Consider the following 17,391-nt stretch of genomic DNA (forward strand, 5'->3'; position numbering starts at 1 on the left):
CTTGCCCTTGAGCAACGAATTTTTCTTTACGAGATTACAGTACGAGTCTGGCGATTGGGACGTTGACCAACGCATGCCCTCGAATCTGTTGAATTCATTGGTGGAGTATACCACGTTGAAAGTAGATACCCAAGAAAAGATAATCACACTAGCGAGCGATGATATTTTTAAGAGTCCGTTTTGCTATATCTCAGGACATAAATTGGTAGAGTTTACTAAAAAGGAACAAGATAATTTTGAGAAATATGTACGCAACGGAGGTTTCGTTTTTGCAGATGATTGCAATCATGATATAGACGGATTGTTCGCTAAATCTTTTGAAAGGCAGATGGAGGAAATATTTGGTCCGTCCGCATTAAAAAAAATACCCAACGACCACGAAATCTATACCATATTCTTTGACTTTGAAGATGGACCACCAACCACATCACAAGAGCTGAACGGTTGGGGAGATGATTTGGTGCATGATTATTTAAAGGCAATTGTCATCAATGGAAGAATAGGGGTACTGTATAGTAATAAAGATTATGGCTGCGAATGGGATTATGATTTTAGAAATAAACGTTGGTATAAAATAGACAATACACGGTTTGGGGTAAACATCGTCATGTACGCCCTAACCTCATAAACACATTTTTGAATGGATAAAGAATTACAACGTATTGCAGATGAGGTGGAAATGCTTTCCGGTAAATTGAATGCTTTAAAGCAAGAAATAGGAAAGGTGATTATAGGTCAAGAAGAAACCGTATCGCAATTATTGATTACGTTTTTAGCCGGTGGTCATGCTTTGTTAGAAGGAGTACCCGGTTTGGCAAAAACCTTAATGATCAGAACTTTGGCAAATGCCATCGATTTAAAGTTTAAACGTATTCAGTTTACACCCGATTTAATGCCTTCGGATATTATCGGAACCGAGATATTGGAGGAAGACCATACCACAGGTAAAAAGTTCTTTAAGTTCAATAAAGGACCTATATTTTCTAATATTATACTAGCGGATGAAATAAACCGTACACCGCCAAAAACTCAGGCGGCATTGTTAGAAGCAATGCAAGAATTTGAAGTTACCTATGGCGATAAAACATATCCTTTAGATAAACCGTTTTTCATTCTAGCAACACAAAACCCTATAGAACAATCGGGAACCTTTGTTTTGCCAGAAGCACAGCAAGATCGTTTTTTGCTATATATAAAAATTGGATATCCTACTCAGAAAGATGAGGAAACCATTTTAAAGGCAACTACGGGAGGTATAAAAAAGAAGCTGAACAAGGTAATTTCTGGTGATGATATCGTACGGTTACAACAGTTAGTACGTGAAGTTTCTATAAGCGATGCTTTAATCAGTTTTGTGAGTGATATGATTCGTGCTACAAGACCGGAAACCACAAAAGATGCTTACGTTAAAGACTGGGTAGACTGGGGTGCAGGTCCGCGTGCAGGTCAAGCAATGATCTTAACGGCAAAGGCTAATGCATTGTTAGAAGGTCGGTTAGCGGTTACGCTAGACGATATTAAAAGTGTGGCGTTGCCAGTGCTTCGTCATAGGGTGTTGGTTAATTTTAGGGCAGAGGCAGAAGGCATCACTTCAGATAAAGTAGCATCACATTTATTAAATGCTATTGAAATAAAAGGCAAATAAACAACGCTCCATTACCGAGTACATGGCAAAACAGGACTATCACGATTTATTAAAACCAGAGGTCATCAATACGGTTGAGGGACTTTCCTTGATATCACGTATTGTGGTCGAGGGCTTTACGTCCGGTTTAAATAGAAGTGCCAGTGTGGGTCCTGGTATGGAGTTTAGTCAGTACAGAGGTTACGAACCTGGTGACGATTTACGATTGCTAGACTGGAAAATGTTGGCACGTTCGGGCAGGTATTACATTAAACAGTCAGAGATAGAAAGTCAGGTGACTATTAAGTTTATTGTCGATGCCAGTGCTTCAATGCTGCATAAAGAAAAGGACTTGTCGAAGGTTGATTTTGTACGAGTCTTGGTGGCTACACTAGCATATATGGCTCATAAGCAAGGAGATTCTGTTGGTCTTTTCGCACTCAATGAAAATGATGTGGTCAGTATTTACCCCAAGGCAGATAAAAAGCATTACAACAGATTGCTGCTAGAATTAATTAATCTTTCTAACTCTGGTAAATGGCCAGAAACCCATATTTCTAATAAGCGCATTCCGAATAGAGGAGGAAAAGAATTGATTTTCTTTCTAACCGATATGTATGAAACCAGCGAGGAGATTTCAAAGTTTATCAAAGGATTAAAATCTGCCAGAAATGAAGTTGTGGTACTACAGGTGATGGGATCGGCTGAAATGGATTTTAATTACGGTCCAAACATCACTTTCGAAGATTGGGAAACAGGGGCGCGAGTAAAAGTAGATACCGAAAAAGCTAAAACAGAATATTTGGCTGCTCTAGAAAGTAGATTGAAAAAAGTTAAGGACGAATTACTTTCAAACGGCATTGATCACTATGTCTTTCGTATGGATGCACACTTGGGTGAAGCATTACAATTATTTTTAAAACAAAGTAAAAGACTCGGTTAATATGTCATTCGCACAATCTTTATATTTATGGGCTTTATTGGGACTTTTGGTTCCGATAGCAATCCATTTATGGAGTAAGAAAGAGGCGAAAACTATAAAAATTGGTAGTGTTCAACTGCTATCAGAATCAAAATCAAGACAATCTAGCAGTGTACAATTAAACGAATGGTGGTTGTTGCTACTTCGTATGGCAATTATTTCGCTCATAACTTTGGTCATGGCAAAACCGCAATGGAAATCAAATGTGAACAACAGCAAACTGACCTATATTATTGAACCTGATTTAGCCCGGAATGAAAATTTCATGGCTCGTTTTACTGATTTACAGGCAGATCAAGAAATAAGATTGTTACAATCAGGCTTGCCTGAAAACGATATTGAATATGCCAATTCACAAGATTTTAGAAGTGCAGATTACTGGTCGTTAGCTTCAGAAATGAATGCTTTGCAAACAGATAGTATTATTGTTTTTACCCACGGATATGCAAAAGGACTGAAAGGAGCTAGACCAGAAACCAATCATGATATCAATTGGATAGTTTTGGATTCGGCTCAAAATCTTGAGAAGCCTTTGCTAGGATATCAGACAGAGAGAAATGTCACCTTATTTACAGCCAAAAACAGTCCGTTAATTTCAAAAATAACAAAGAAGACTATTGAAATAGGAGATGCATACCAACTAACATCAAATGGTGATAGTTTACAGGTTTCAAGTTCAAGTTCAGTAAAAATTCCTTTAATTCAACAAAATGCATTAGAAGTAACACTGGTGCATACAGATAGTCTAAGTACTGATAAAAGGTATATTGAAGCAGCATTGGCAGCTTTATCGACTTACTTAAATAGAGAAATAAAAGTCGAAAGTTTTTTAGATAGCGAATTATTGGAGAATAAAGAAGCGGATTTAATGATTTGGTTGAGTACTAAGCCTGCTCCGGTTTCAGCCAGAAAGACACTTGTATTTAAAAATGATTCCATTTCTAATACGCTGATAATAAAAGGAGAAGATGATGACACCTTTTATATAACAGAAAAAATTACGACAGAAAATGCATTAACTGGGCGATTAACAGAAAGCTTATTAAGCATTTTAGATGTCGATGAAGAGCTACGTGAACTTCAATCTAATGCTGATATTCGTACAGTTACCGAAGCAGATTTAAAAACAAATTTCATTGATAATAAAGAATCTAAAACCCACCAAGCCAGATGGAATCTGAATCCGTATTTGTGGATTGTTCTGCTAGTATTATTGATTGTAGAACGCTTTGTAGCATATAAACGAAAACAGTAATGGAATCAGGTAAACTACACTTGATAAAATTTCATAAGCGTTGGCAAATCTTGTCATACGCAGAAGCTGCCTTGTATGCTATTGGCATTGCCGTTCTTTTCTATTTAGTTTCTAAAAATCTATGGCTTGGCGTTTTAAGCTTTGTAGTTGCGGTAGTCGCAGTGCTTTTTATACAGAAGCCTTGGAAACATAATTTAGCTACCACAGGCACTTATGTGGATGCACATGTAGATGAAGCATCGTTTAGTACAGGACTATTGTTGCAGCCAGAAGATTCATTGTCAAATCTTGCCAAGCTACAACGCTATAAAGTATCAGAAGAGCTTAGCAAAAGGTTAGGTGCTATTCATCCGCCTAATAAATTAAAACAGGCGCTAATGGTTACGCTAGGGTTGGTCTTGCTTGGTATTGTTGTGCAACAATTAGACTTGTTTAAAAGCGTAGAAAGCGTTTTAGGGAATGCTACTAACGAAACACAAATTCAGTTTATAGCAACAGATAGTATTAGTGAGAAGTCCATCATTCCAAAAATTTCTAGTCAAGATATTAGTGTTACTTACCCATCCTATACCCGAAAAGGTACAATTGCTGTAAGTGACCCAAACATAAAGACGATTGCTGGTGCTACGGTTCAGTGGCTGTTGGAATTTGACAATCTTGTTCAAGAAGTCTACCTAGATCGCATGGGGGAACTAATTTCATTACAAAAAGGCGAAAAAGGGTATCGTATTAAGCAAGTATTGTTAGAATCGGGTTTTTATAGTTTCAAATTCAAGAATGAAGACGGTATTGAATTTACATCAGATTTATTCTCGTTGGAAGCAATACCCGATAATCCGCCAGAAATAGAGATTTTAGGATTGGAGCAGTACACGTATTTTAATTTTTCTGATAAAAAGGTGGTACAACTGCAAAGTGCAATTACCGATGATTACGGAATTGACGAAGCCTATATCATAGCAACCGTAAGTAAAGGATCGGGAGAATCGGTCAAGTTTAGGGAAGAAAAATTGAATTTTAAGCAAGCTATTACAAAAGGTGTGAAATCTATACGAGCAACTAAAACGCTGGATTTAAATACCTTAAAAATGGAAGTAGGCGATGAGCTTTACTTTTATATTGAAGCCTTTGACGAAAAACGACCTAAACGAAATGTGTCGCGTAGCGAAACCTACTTCGCTGTAATTAAAGATACGGTTGGTGAGCAATATGGTGTGGAAGGAACCTTGGGCGTAGATCAAATGCCCGATTATTTTAGAAGTCAGCGACAGTTGATTATCGATACCGAGAAGTTGATAAAAGATAAACCGAGCATTACGATGACCGAATTTAAGTCGAGAAGTAATGAACTGGGGTTTGACCAAAAAGCACTGCGTTTAAAGTATGGTCAGTTTATGGGCGATGAATCTGAAATGGAAGAAGCTCCAGAAGGGATCGAAAGCGATGAAGAAGGTGAGGACCATGATCATGCTGAAGATCAAGAAAATGTAATAAAAGAATTCATGCATGACCATGATGGTGATAACGAACATAACTTGGTAAAACAGCAGGAGCACAATCATAATGATACCGAAGAACCTGAAGATCCATTGCAGGACTATCTTCATAATCATGATGATCCAGAGGAGTCTACTCTGTTTGAAGAATCTTTGAAAACAAAATTGCGAAAGGCATTAAGCATTATGTGGGATGCCGAATTACACCTAAGATTAAACGAGCCAGAAAAGTCATTGCCATTTCAATATGAAGCTTTAAAGTACATTCAAGAAATAAAAAATAGTGCTCGTATTTATGTACACAGAATAGGTTTTGATCCACCACCAATAAAGGAGGACAGCAGACTTACCGGTAAGATAAAGGATATTAAAAATTATAGAAAAAATGAATCTCAAGAGGTGGAAAATCCTTTTGAAGCACTTGAGAGTACAGTTGCTCGCTTAGAACAGTTTATACAGCAAGAAAGCACTTTTAATGAGGCTGATAATGCCGTTTTTGCAGCTGCAGGAAATGAATTGGCTCAATTGGCTATAGCTAACCCAAGTAAGTATTTACGAGTGTTACAGGGTTTAAAAGGTATTGAAAATAATACGGAGCGAACAATGGCTAATTATAAATTCGTGCAAAAAGGATTATTAGCAGCCTTACCCAAAACACCACAAATACCAGGCGCTAAAAAAGAGTATACAGATGAAATCAATTCACTATTTCTAAAACAGTTGGAAGTGTATGATTGATGGATTCTCATTTTTGCAAAAAGAGCTCATGATCCCCATCTTACTTGGCGGATTAGTAGTTTTTAATAGCTATGTTTGGAAAGAATGGAAGACCAAGCATAGTGGTCGGTTTGTAGTAAATACTGTTGTTGCTTTAATAACCGTCTTGGCATTGGTTGCGTTAATTCTAGAGCCTACAAAAGAGGTAGAAATTAATGATAGTCAGGCAGTAGTGTTGACCAATAATTTTAATGAGATATTAAAAGACAGTCTTTTAAACCGTTATGAGGGAATAAAGGTTTTAGATTATAATCCTAAAAAATCGATTCGTAAAGAGCTCGATTCACTTACCAATGTTATTGTACTAGGTGATGGCATAGAACCGTATGATTTTTATTTGTTCGATAGTATACCAACAACCTACATTCCTAATGCTGCTCCAACAGGAGTAACACAACTGAACTATACGGAAGAGCTTGTATTAGGTGAAGAATTAATGGTTTCTGGCAGTTATTCTCAACCAATTGAAAAGTCATTTTTAGTACTACAAGATTCAAGGAATAACGGGTTAGACTCTATTCAGATTACTGAAGATAAGAATGCAGATTTTAACCTGAAGATGCGTCCAAAAGTAGCTGGAGCTTATATATATCAATTAGCTGTTAAAGATAGCGCAGGCGTTGTTTTAGAAACGAATCCGCTATCTATAGAGGTGATGAGAAAAGAACCGTTACGGGTTTTGATTTTAAATACCTTTCCCACGTTTGAGACCAAATACTTAAAGAATTTCTTGGCTGAATCTGGTCATGAAGTTATTGTTAGAAGTCAGTTGACAAAAGGGAAATACAAGTTTGAATATTTCAATACGCCTACGCGACCTATATATCAGTTTACCAAAGAGACCCTTAAAAATTTAGATATTGTAATTGTTGATGCAGAAACGTATACGGGATTTGGAGATACGATTAGAAAAAGGTTTGAATCAAGTATTGAAGAACAAGGTTTAGGACTATTTATTCAACCAAGTGATTTTCTTTTTAATAGCCGCAGCAACGATGCTTATTTTAAATTTAAACGTGATAGGATTATCACTGTGAAATTACCAGTTTATGCTGCAGAAACAGATAAGTACCCGTATCAGTTTAATGAGCAATTATTAGTGGAGCCAATTCATTTAGGCGGAGTATCAGACTTGGCAGCGTATAGACAAATAGGAAATGGTAAAATTGCAATTACCACATTATTAAATAGTTATCAGCTTTTGTTGAATGGTAAAAGTGAAGTATACCATGGTATTTGGACCACCATTTTAGATAAGATTGCAAAGAAGAAAGGGCAGGCAGTTTCATGGCAATCCAATACGAAATTACCTAGAAAAGACGAGCCTTTTCATTTTGAGATTCGAACAAATTTAGAGGAGTTCGGTATTATAAATGAAGATAGTATTTCGATATCGCTTGTTCAAAATGCATTGCTACCTAGTCACTATTCAGGTACTGTTTATCCGAAGAAAACAGGTTGGAATTCAATGCAAGTTAAAAATTATAGTACGAACTTTTTATACTATGTTTTTGAACATAAAGATTGGAAAGCTTTAAAAAGCACCGCGAACATAGCGGCAAATAAAAATCAATTAGGAAAAGAAACTCTAAAAAACAGGACGGTTGTTGTGGATCGTCCTGTTTCTCTACTAGTATTTTATTTCCTCTTTTTGTTAGGGGTAGGCTGGTTATGGCTTTCGCCAAAACTATCTGCAGAAAGCTAAACAACTTTATTAATTTAATGAGGTAATTTATTTTTTACCAATCCATAAACGAAAGTACCTAAAAGAGCTCCGCCAATAACAACCAGAATAGAGTAGTAGCCAGCACCTATAAGTACATACATTGGTCCTGGGCAAGCACCTGCCAACGCCCATCCCAATCCGAAAATAATACCACCAATTAAATAACGGGCAATACTTTTGGTCTTAGGGTGTAAATTCATCTCATTGCCACCAATCGCCTTGATTTTATATTTTTTGATGATTTGCACACCGATTACTCCAATAACAAGGGCAGAGCCTATGATACCATACATGTGGAAAGATCCGAATTGAAACATTTCATAAATACGAAACCACGATGCGGCTTCAGATTTATACATGATGATACCGAAAAAGATACCTATGGTCAAATAACTTATATATTTCATATTAACTGAATATTAGAGGGAATAACAAGTGAATCATGACTAGACCACCAATAAAGAAACCGATAACGGCAATTAGGGAAGGCAACTGTAAATTACTTAATCCAGATATGGCATGCCCACTGGTACAACCACCAGCATAACGAGCACCAAAGCCAACTAAGAATCCTCCAATAATCAAAACAGCCAAAACAAAGGGGTCGCTAAGGTTTTCTGTTGCAAAAAGTTCAGTTGGTAAATATGCTTCACCGGCACTTTCAATTCCGTAATCAGTTGAAAGTTGTTGCGCAATATCAGGGTTTATAATAACCTTGTTATTGGACATAAATTGAGAAGCGATAAAGCCGCCAATAATAGCACCGATCACAACAATTAAATTCCATCGTTGAGCTCTCCAATCGAACTTAAAGAAATCGGAGTATTTGCCTGCGCCGCCAATGGAACACATAGTTCTAAGGTTAGATGACATTCCAAATTGCTTGCCTATGTACAATAAGATAAACATAGTTAAGGCAATTAAAGGTCCGGTCACATACCACGGCCATGGATCATATAGTAAATTCATTCTCAATTTAATTCAAGTTCAAAACCGCTAAAGAAAGCGCAAAGAAAATCATTCTTATGTAACTAAGGTTACATAAGAATGACATTAACTAAAATGAATTACTATTTTTTGAAAAGAAACCTTAGTGCGATATAAGGTTTAGTCAGTGTAAAATTCTGAAATATGGTATGTTATGAGAAGATGTTCACTTGCGTATTATTTTTTTTAAAATAATACGTGCATTGCAACTTTAACAAAGTACGAATCACATTTTACAGCACGTGAAATAATACTACTATTAATTTTTAATCCCGATTTTTTTAAGAATAGTCTCTAATAAGCACCATTTTGTAAAAGCCGACTGTATAATATTTACACCTATAAATACTGTAAACCATAACCAGTTTATATCAACGTAAACAGCTAATACAACACTTAATAAAACCATTGTACCTACTATAACTCTAAAATATGTATTTAACATGTTGTTCTATTTTTAGAAGAATCAACAGTACAAAAGTTGCGCTGTTGAATCCTATTTTTTTATTTATTAATTTCTTGGTTATCCGTTTCTGGATAGTTTTTCTTTTCAATCATATAATACACCAATGGTACCACCAATAATGTAAGAACTGTAGATACAATAGTACCGCCCATTAAAGAGATAGCCAGACCTTGAAAAATAGGATCGAATAAGATTACGAAAGCGCCAATTACAACGGTGCCGGCAGTTAATAAAATAGGGGTTGTTCTTACCGCACCAGCTTCAATAGCAGCTTGCTTTAAGGGCACACCTTCGGCTAAACGGAGGTTAATGAAATCTATAAGTAGTACCGAATTTCGTACCATAATACCTGCAAGGGCAATCATACCAATAAAAGAAGTAGCGGTAAAAAATGCTCCCATGATCCAGTGACCTAAAATGATTCCGATTAGAGATAATGGTATTGCAACCATCATTACTATAGGTGCTTTAAAGTTTTGAAACCATCCTACAATTAAAATATAAATTAAGATGATAGCTCCCATAAAGGCAATACCTAAATCACGAAATACTTCAAGCGTAATTTGCCATTCGCCATCCCATTTAACGGTATAGTCATCTTCAAACTCAGGTTGACCTAAGTACATTTCGGTAATTTGATATCCTTTTGGTAGCGCAATTTCTTTAAGCTTTTCTTCCATACCTAATATTGCGTATGCGGGACTCTCCAATTCTCCGGCCATATCTGCCATTACATATACCACACGTTTTTGGTTCTTACGGTAAATGCTCTTTGCGCTTATAGTTTCTTTAATATCTACTAAATCGGCAATAGGCACCATGTTACCCTGTTTAGAGGTAATTTTCAGTTGTGAAATATCTGTAATAGTAGATTTTTCTTTTTCATCTAAAGCCAGTACCAAACCAACTTGGTCTATTGCATTCTCATCATATAAATTTGTGATTGCTCTATTAGATAAAGCCATGTTCATAGTATAGGCAATTTGTTGTGGCGCCACGCTATAAAGCATTGCTTTCTCTTTGTTAATTTCAAATTTATATTCCGTTTGGTCAGCTTCCACAAGCCAATCGATATCAACAACATCATCAGTGTTTTTCAAGATATCTTGTACACTATTCGCAATTCTAATCTGTTCCTCATAATCAGGTCCGTATACTTCTGCGACAATGGTAGAAAGTACAGGGGGGCCTGGCGGAACCTCAACCAACTTAACATTGGCATTGTATTTAGCGGCTATTTTTTGGATATCCGGCCTCAGTAAACTCGCAATATCATGACTTTGGGCAGAACGTTCGTCTTTATCAATAAGGTTTACTTGAATATCTGCCATATTGCTACCACCACGTAAATCATAATGACGTACCAATCCGTTAAAGGTAATAGGGGCAGAGGTACCTACATAGTTTTGGTAATTTACGACCTCTGGTCTAGTAGATAGATATTGAGCAATTTCTTGAGCAACTACACCTGTACGTTCAAGGGTAGTACCCTCTGGCATATCAATAACCACTTGAAACTCGTTTTTGTTATCAAAAGGTAACATTTTAACAGCTACAGATTTGGTAAAGAATAGTACCATTGATCCCATTAGCATTAAAAAAGTCAAACCTAAAAACAACCAACGTTTGCTTTTGCTTTCAATAAGTGGGCGTTCATATTTATTATAAATTTTGAAGATAAATGTATCTTCTAAAGGTTTCTCTACCTTTTCTACTTCACCTTTTTTATCCTTTTCTCTCAAGAAAATATACCCTAAATAAGGTGTTATTGTCAATGCTACAAAAAGTGATAAAATCATGGCAATAGAAGCTCCTATTGGCATAGGTGCCATATATGGACCCATTAATCCAGATACGAATGCCATTGGTAGTACAGAGGCAATTACAGTAAATGTTGCCAAGATAGTTGGGTTACCAACTTCGTTAATTGCATAGAGGGCTGCCTGTTTAAAGGGTAGGCGCTTCATTTTAAAATGCCGGTGCATATTCTCGGCTATAATAATGGAATCATCTACCACAATACCTGTCACAAAAACTAGAGCAAATAATGTAATTCTGTTCAATGTATAGTCAAGCATATAATAGCTTAACAATGTTAAGGCAAACGTAATAGGCACCGACAAGAATACTACCAAGCCACCACGCCAGCCCATAGCCAGCATCACAACTAAAGTTACCGCAATTATGGAACCTATTAAGTGTAATAAAAGTTCAGACACTTTGTGGGATGCCGTTTCACCATAATTTCTGGTGATTTCTACATGAACATCATCCGGAATTAACGTAGTACGTAAATGTTCAACTTTATCAATAACGATGTCGGCAATTTTCATTGCATCTGCACCTTTTCTTTTTGCTACCGATATAGTAACGGCAGGGTATTCAGATTTGTAATCTGAGACCTTATCGCTTGCCTGACCAAAACCTAATGAAACATAGCTTTGAGGAATTTCTGGTCCGTCGATAATGCTGGCAATTTGCTTTAAATAAATAGGTTGATTTTGTTGAACACCAACTACAAGATTTTCAACATCAGTAACCGATGCCAAAAAATTACCTGTATTCACTAAGAACTCCGTATCATTTTTATCAAAACTACCAGAACTCAATTGAGCATTATTTGCCTTTATCATTTCAGAAACAGATAAGAAATCCAATCCGCTAGCGGCTAGTTTGTCTTTATCTAAAACCACGCGTAATTGACGGTCTTGATTTCCTATTTTATGAGTTATAGCAACATCATTTACTTTCTTGATTTCACCTTCTAGTTCTTGAGCCATTTGGCTTAACTGATACCCATTATAGTTTTCGCTCCATAGGGTAAGTCCCAGCATAGGTACATCATCAATAGCACGGGTTTTTACCAACGGAAAGGTTACGCCTTGCGGCATAATATCCATATGCTTATTAATTTCGTTGTATAGTTTTACAAAAGAACGCTCTATATCTTCGCCCACATAAAACTGAACGATGACCATACCTTGTTCTTTCATAGATGTTGAATACACATACTCTACACCTTTGATGTTAGAAATTAATTTCTCTAAAGGTTTGATTACCCGCGATTCTACTTCTTCGGGACTCGCACCAGGGTAACCTACAAAAATGTCTGCCATAGGCACATCTATTTGTGGTTCTTCTTCCCTTGGAATCAAAAACGAACTGTACACTCCAATGACCATGAATACGATCATTAAAAGTACCGTTAACTTACTGCCTATAAATAATTTGGCAATTTTACCAGCTAAGCCTTCCTTCATTATTTCTTTTTTTATTTGTGTGTTCCCACCTGTAAAAGACAGGTGGTCGGGCTTTTCGCTCTTACTCCTCGGCATAAAAATGCCTGTGGGGTATCCGCTGTAACTTGCCTGCCGTCAGGCAGGTCCCTAACCCAGACTCGTTTATTGATTTGAGATTTTGGCGCCGTTAAATAATTTTCCTTCGGCAGAAACTATATATTGCTCGTCTGACGATAGACCGGATAATACTTCAACTTGATCACCAAAAGTTCTACCCAGTCGTAACCATCTTAGTAATGCAGTATTGCTTTGACTTACGGTATAAATACCAGATAATTGTCCTTTCTTAACTATAGCTTCTACCGGAATAATTACAGCAGAACTTGTTGTTTTGCGTGCAATAGGAAATTGTACCGTAGCGTACATGCCAGAAAGTATTTGTACATCTGTTTTATCTAAAATGACCTTTACCAAATATTGACCGCCTGTGTTCTTAGAAGAAGTGCTTACTTCGGTAACTTTTCCTTTTATACTTTTATTCAAAGCTTTGATCTGTACACTAACTTCTGTATCATTTTTAACAGCAAGAATTTCAGATTCAGGCACCATAGCAAGTACTTGGTAGGTGCCAGGAGATTCTACTTCCATTAAAGACATGCCTGGGTTTGCCATATCGCCTGCATTTATAAATTTATTGGTTACCACACCGTTAAAAGGAGCACGAATATTCGCATAGCCCATTTGAGCGTTGACACCGTTTTTCATTTGCTTGGCAGATTCTACTCTCGCTTTTGCCATATTGTAATTGGCGGTAATATCATCTAGCTCTTTCTGCGAAGCACTGTTTTCTTGGAATAAGGCAGTAAAACGGTTAAAATCTTTTTCTGCATTTGTATATGCAGCTTCAGCTTCGGTAATACCTGCATTTACTTGTGCCAGTTGCGCAGAAACATCTGCATTATTAACACTAATTAATAATTGACCTTTGGTTACTTTATCACCAACACCAACATATATTTTATCTACGTACCCCATCATTCTAGTGCTGATGTTTGCACTCTTGGCAGCTTCAATTTTACCACTAACCGTTAAAAACGGACTACTACTATCTTCCGAAACGGTTTTTGTTTGAACGGCAATAGCAGGTGAGTTGTCAACTACTGCTTTTTTATCATCGCTGCCACAACTAGCGAGCAAGATTGTAGCACCTAAAATAGCTGTGATTATATATTTATTATTTTTCATCTTTATGAATGGTATTTAGTGATATTAGGGTTTTATTCTTTTGTTAAAAACTGTACATACGCCAAGGCGTAATTATGTTGAAAAACTGTAGCATAATACTCTAATTGCTTTTGAGAATATTGCGTTTCAGAGAGTAATAGATCAGTAGTTTTTTCTAAACCTTGCTTAAACCTATTGGTTCGGATACGCAATGATTCTTCAGATTGTTCTAGTGCCAGCTTTGTCAGCTTCAGTTTATTTTGTGCATCTTCAAAACCTCTTTTCGCTTTGTTAAGTTCTAATTGACTTTCAGATTTGTACTGCTCTAATTGCAATTTAGATTTGTCATATTCAGCCTTGCTTTTTTGAGATTTGCCAAAACGCTTACTACCTTCAAAAAGGTTCCATTTTAATTCTGCACCAAATAGGTAACCTTGGGCTTGACCTTGAAAAATATCATCGTCATGTAACTCGTAAGTACCAAAAGCATTTAAACGAGGTAAGAAAGCCATTTGGTCTGCCTTATGCATGTGTCTATAGGCTTCGGTAGCAGAATTCATTGCTAAAATATCTTTTCTGTTTTCCGATAAGTTTATGTCCGTAGTACTAGCATAACTAGTAATTGAAAGTGAATCTGAAGGTTTTAAAATTTCATTTTCATCAGCATTCATTAGAACAGATAAATAGTTGCTGGCATTTAGAATGTTACTCTTTGCATATTGTAATTGATTATCGATTTCGGTAACTCTTACTTCTACAGAAAGAACATCAGATTTTTGTAGGTAACCTTGCTTGTAACTATTGTCGGCAATACGTTTATTTTCTAAAGCAGTTTCTTGGGCTTTCTCTAAAACGGTAACGGTTTTATAAGCAAGTTGTAATTGCATGTACGCCTTTTCGACTTCAAGAGCTAAGTAATCAACTGTTCTGCCAGACTGTAGTTCGGTAGCGGTCAATTTTGCCTTTGCCGCTTTACGCTGGTAGATGCCATCGAAGTTTATTAATGGTTGTTGTACTTCTACACGAGTTGCAAAATCTTCAATTTGACGTGGGTCATTTAATACATCAGGATTAAAATCTGCAGCGGTCAAAATTTCTTGATTAAGTTTAGATCCAAATGCCATTAATGGGTTCGTGGTAGCAATACCAGTGTGCGATACACTAATGTTAGGCAATAGAATAGCATTGGTCTGATTGAAATCACCCTTGGCAACTAACACATCTTGTTCAGCCATTTTCAGTATGTTATTACTTTCTTTTACCTTGGTCAGCACTTCATCTTTTGTAATAGATTTTACTTCTTGTGCCAAGCCAGAATAAAAGACGAACAACAATATCCATCCTAATTTATATTTCATGGTATTCATTTATTTGAGACAAAATTAAGGTGGTAAAACAGCCTGCACAGTAACTAATGTTACCGAAGGAAATTTCTTTCTCAAAAAACAAATTTTTAAAAATGAAAAGGCACCCTTTTATAAAGAGTGCCTTTTACTACCAATTGAAAAATAAATGTGAATTCAGTTTATTTTTCAGGAGATTTAATAAATGTATTAGCAAGTAAACCACCCATTAAGCTACCATATAATGTGCTATTTAGGGGTTTAGATGTAATTGCACAAGTACCACTTAGACAGCCTATTTCAGTATAATATAAATAACCGGCAATAGCACCTATGACTATGCCTATAGTGGTTATGAGAAGTGTTTTCTTATTCATTAATTATTAGCTTTTCTAGTACCGCCATGACCACCGGCAACTACCAACATGATTTTTATACTCAACCAAATGAATTTAAAGAATTGAATTATGGGGTTCATCATATAAAAGCGTTTCGATTTCGATATTCTCTGTGTCATTATTCTAGATTTTAAGTTTTATTCTTTCAAATTTTAAAGATGTGGAATTTGAATTTATTCAGGAATTAGCCACCAAAAAGGCTTCATTTTTGCCTTGTAAATAAAAGCATAATGCAACGCTAGTTTTAGCCAGTGCCCAGCTAGACCTATTTCTCCAAAGGTTTTACCTAATTTACGACCTTGAGTATCTGGGTATTTGTTGTAGTCAGGTACAATGGGGTAGGTGGTAATACTTACGCCACTACCTTTTGTCATGCCGTAACCAGCAGAAGCAATACAAGCCGCACCCATGTTACCTAAAGACCCTTTATGATGTAGATCTTTTTTTCCGTTAATAGTATCGATGATATTGTCTGCAACCAGCTTTGCGGTAATACCAGAAGGCATGCCCGTACGCGGTGGCGCAGGAGATATCGAAGTACCATTTTTGCTTACGCGAGGTTTTGAAATTGCATGTGGAGGGGCAAATGCGATACCAGGTGCGAATATGTTTTTGTATGATGGATTTTGATAGGTTTCTGGCCAATCTTGTACGCTCCATTCTTCATATGGTTTAGCGGTATAATCGGCATCGACCAACATAAAACCTTTAAATAGTTTTTCGGTAATGTCTTCATTGTTCTTATCAAAGGCTTTAAAACCATGACCAGAAAATGCAGGTATTAACATGGCAAAATCATATGTTTCAGATTTATACTCACCATCTAATGTTTCATAATGCGCTATACCATCTTCAATTTTATGTACTCCGGCACCAAGAATCCATTTAATTCCGCGGTCTTCAAAAACCATTTCAACCATTTCGCTAGATTTCATAATGTTGTCACCATAACTAAGTAGCACACCATCCATACCAAAATCGCCCAACTGATACTCATTGGCAATCCATATTACTTCAGCCTGATCACGTACATTATGCCTTCTAAGTTCTTGTTCTACATTTAAAATATATTCAAAAGCAGCACCTTGGCAAGTAGATTTTGCATGCCCGGTTCCAATTAAAATTTTAGCTTTCTTACCTTGTTTCATTTGTTGAATCAAATCATCTAAAGCATGCCACGCATGCTCTGCATGACTATAGGTACAAACAGAGTAGGCTTTATTAGTGCCAGGGTTTAAACCCTCTGTCATGTCAAAGGCTAATTTTGGTCCGGTGGCATTAATAAGGTAATCATAGGTGATATTTTCAATTTCACCCTTTTCTTCACCGGTAACGTATTTAATCTTTACATACGCACTTTTAGTTTCTGCATCACCTTCTGGGTGAAATGTAGTAACAAGAGCTTGTTTAAAATTTATATTTTTTTTCTTGTATAATGGAGCCAAGGGAAATAGAATTTGGTCAGACTTCATACGACCGATACCTACCCATATATTAGATGGTATCCATTGGTAATTGCTATTTGGTGAAACAACCAGAACTTCATGTTCTTTTGATAGTTTTCTTCGAAGGTGCGCAGCAGCAACATGCCCTGAAATTCCAGCACCTAATATGACTATTTTTGACATTATGACAAGGTTTAAAGTTTGCACGAAGTTCACTTTAAACATAGTGCTACACAGCAACATTTGTTACATATAGCACTTTATTTTACTTGGAGATTTTGAGTAAAATGGCGATGATCAATTTATAGTCTAAAATTGATTAATATCATATTTCTATTTCTATATGATGATTAGTTTTGATTGTATTTTTTAAGATAGATTTAAAATGAGAGGTAGTTCAAATACATTGATTTATATTGTTGCAGGTAT

The 17,391-nt window shown here is 36.3% G+C and carries 15 protein-coding genes; 6 read left to right on the forward strand and 9 right to left on the reverse strand.

Annotated elements, in window-relative coordinates:
- Positions 1-7: 7 nt before the first annotated feature.
- The 6 genes from ACJJVT_RS02960 to ACJJVT_RS02985 are packed head-to-tail and all read left to right on the forward strand — an operon-like array spanning position 8 to position 7,839.
- Positions 8-628 (forward strand): DUF4159 domain-containing protein, encoded by a 621-nt coding sequence (locus ACJJVT_RS02960; protein WP_405396345.1) that lies wholly within the window; start codon positions 8-10, stop codon positions 626-628.
- A 12-nt stretch (positions 629-640) separates the two neighbouring features.
- The gene (locus ACJJVT_RS02965; protein WP_405396346.1) at positions 641-1,645 is read left to right on the forward strand and encodes an AAA family ATPase; all 1,005 of its coding nucleotides are present in this window, start codon (positions 641-643) and stop codon (positions 1,643-1,645) included.
- Positions 1,646-1,667: 22 nt separating this feature from the next.
- Positions 1,668-2,567: a DUF58 domain-containing protein gene (locus ACJJVT_RS02970; protein ID WP_405396348.1), complete on the forward strand. Its 900-nt coding sequence runs from the start codon at positions 1,668-1,670 to the stop codon at positions 2,565-2,567.
- A gap of 1 nt (position 2,568) precedes the next feature.
- Positions 2,569-3,861, forward strand: coding sequence for a BatA domain-containing protein (locus tag ACJJVT_RS02975; RefSeq protein ID WP_405396349.1), 1,293 nt, complete (start codon positions 2,569-2,571; stop codon positions 3,859-3,861).
- Positions 3,861-6,095 carry a tryptophan-rich sensory protein gene (locus ACJJVT_RS02980; protein WP_405396350.1) on the forward strand — a complete coding sequence of 745 codons (2,235 nt, stop codon included), beginning with the start codon at positions 3,861-3,863 and terminating at the stop codon, positions 6,093-6,095. Before ACJJVT_RS02975 ends, ACJJVT_RS02980 begins: the two co-directional genes overlap by 1 nt.
- The gene (locus ACJJVT_RS02985; RefSeq protein WP_405396351.1) at positions 6,088-7,839 is read left to right on the forward strand and encodes a hypothetical protein; all 1,752 of its coding nucleotides are present in this window, start codon (positions 6,088-6,090) and stop codon (positions 7,837-7,839) included. Before ACJJVT_RS02980 ends, ACJJVT_RS02985 begins: the two co-directional genes overlap by 8 nt.
- 14 nt (positions 7,840-7,853) lie before the next feature.
- On the opposite strand, the gene ACJJVT_RS02990 is transcribed toward ACJJVT_RS02985, so the two are convergent.
- From ACJJVT_RS02990 to ACJJVT_RS03030, 9 genes are all read right to left on the reverse strand, one after another.
- The gene (locus ACJJVT_RS02990; protein WP_405396352.1) at positions 7,854-8,267 is read right to left on the reverse strand and encodes a DUF6691 family protein; all 414 of its coding nucleotides are present in this window, start codon (positions 8,265-8,267) and stop codon (positions 7,854-7,856) included.
- Between the two features lies 1 nt (position 8,268).
- Entirely contained in the window at positions 8,269-8,829 is a 561-nt protein-coding gene (locus ACJJVT_RS02995) for a YeeE/YedE family protein (protein ID WP_405396355.1), read from the reverse strand.
- A 277-nt stretch (positions 8,830-9,106) separates the two neighbouring features.
- The gene (locus tag ACJJVT_RS03000) at positions 9,107-9,292 is read right to left on the reverse strand and encodes a DUF2892 domain-containing protein (protein ID WP_405396358.1); all 186 of its coding nucleotides are present in this window, start codon (positions 9,290-9,292) and stop codon (positions 9,107-9,109) included.
- 59 nt (positions 9,293-9,351) lie between these two features.
- Positions 9,352-12,573 (reverse strand): efflux RND transporter permease subunit, encoded by a 3,222-nt coding sequence (locus tag ACJJVT_RS03005; protein ID WP_405396359.1) that lies wholly within the window; start codon positions 12,571-12,573, stop codon positions 9,352-9,354.
- A 141-nt stretch (positions 12,574-12,714) separates the two neighbouring features.
- Positions 12,715-13,797, reverse strand: a complete 1,083-nt coding sequence (locus ACJJVT_RS03010) for an efflux RND transporter periplasmic adaptor subunit (RefSeq protein ID WP_405396360.1) — start codon at positions 13,795-13,797, stop codon at positions 12,715-12,717.
- Positions 13,798-13,829: 32 nt separating this feature from the next.
- A complete protein-coding gene (locus ACJJVT_RS03015) occupies positions 13,830-15,134 on the reverse strand; it encodes a TolC family protein (protein ID WP_405396362.1) in 1,305 nt (434 codons plus the stop codon).
- Between the two features lie 167 nt (positions 15,135-15,301).
- Entirely contained in the window at positions 15,302-15,496 is a 195-nt protein-coding gene (locus ACJJVT_RS03020) for a DUF6132 family protein (protein WP_405396364.1), read from the reverse strand.
- Entirely contained in the window at positions 15,496-15,636 is a 141-nt protein-coding gene (locus tag ACJJVT_RS03025) for a hypothetical protein (protein ID WP_170861966.1), read from the reverse strand. The genes ACJJVT_RS03020 and ACJJVT_RS03025 overlap by 1 nt, the downstream gene beginning before the upstream one ends.
- Positions 15,637-15,690: 54 nt before the next feature.
- A complete protein-coding gene (locus ACJJVT_RS03030) occupies positions 15,691-17,145 on the reverse strand; it encodes an NAD(P)/FAD-dependent oxidoreductase (protein ID WP_405396365.1) in 1,455 nt (484 codons plus the stop codon).
- Positions 17,146-17,391: the final 246 nt, after the last annotated feature.

Source organism: Maribacter sp. Asnod2-G09, assembly GCF_045063795.1.
Lineage (GTDB): Bacteria > Bacteroidota > Bacteroidia > Flavobacteriales > Flavobacteriaceae > Maribacter.

Coding starts and splice junctions, on each gene's coding strand:
- ACJJVT_RS02970 (WP_405396348.1), top strand. CDS start 1,668: ATGGCAAAACAGGACTATCACGATTTATTAAAACCAGAGGTCATCAAT.
- ACJJVT_RS02985 (WP_405396351.1), top strand. CDS start 6,088: ATGATTGATGGATTCTCATTTTTGCAAAAAGAGCTCATGATCCCCATC.
- ACJJVT_RS02965 (WP_405396346.1), top strand. CDS start 641: ATGGATAAAGAATTACAACGTATTGCAGATGAGGTGGAAATGCTTTCC.
- ACJJVT_RS03030 (WP_405396365.1), bottom strand. CDS start 17,145: ATGTCAAAAATAGTCATATTAGGTGCTGGAATTTCAGGGCATGTTGCT.
- ACJJVT_RS02975 (WP_405396349.1), top strand. CDS start 2,569: ATGTCATTCGCACAATCTTTATATTTATGGGCTTTATTGGGACTTTTG.
- ACJJVT_RS02990 (WP_405396352.1), bottom strand. CDS start 8,267: ATGAAATATATAAGTTATTTGACCATAGGTATCTTTTTCGGTATCATC.
- ACJJVT_RS02995 (WP_405396355.1), bottom strand. CDS start 8,829: ATGAATTTACTATATGATCCATGGCCGTGGTATGTGACCGGACCTTTA.
- ACJJVT_RS03015 (WP_405396362.1), bottom strand. CDS start 15,134: ATGAAATATAAATTAGGATGGATATTGTTGTTCGTCTTTTATTCTGGC.
- ACJJVT_RS03010 (WP_405396360.1), bottom strand. CDS start 13,797: ATGAAAAATAATAAATATATAATCACAGCTATTTTAGGTGCTACAATC.
- ACJJVT_RS03025 (WP_170861966.1), bottom strand. CDS start 15,636: ATGACACAGAGAATATCGAAATCGAAACGCTTTTATATGATGAACCCC.
- ACJJVT_RS03000 (WP_405396358.1), bottom strand. CDS start 9,292: ATGTTAAATACATATTTTAGAGTTATAGTAGGTACAATGGTTTTATTA.
- ACJJVT_RS02980 (WP_405396350.1), top strand. CDS start 3,861: ATGGAATCAGGTAAACTACACTTGATAAAATTTCATAAGCGTTGGCAA.
- ACJJVT_RS03020 (WP_405396364.1), bottom strand. CDS start 15,496: ATGAATAAGAAAACACTTCTCATAACCACTATAGGCATAGTCATAGGT.
- ACJJVT_RS03005 (WP_405396359.1), bottom strand. CDS start 12,573: ATGAAGGAAGGCTTAGCTGGTAAAATTGCCAAATTATTTATAGGCAGT.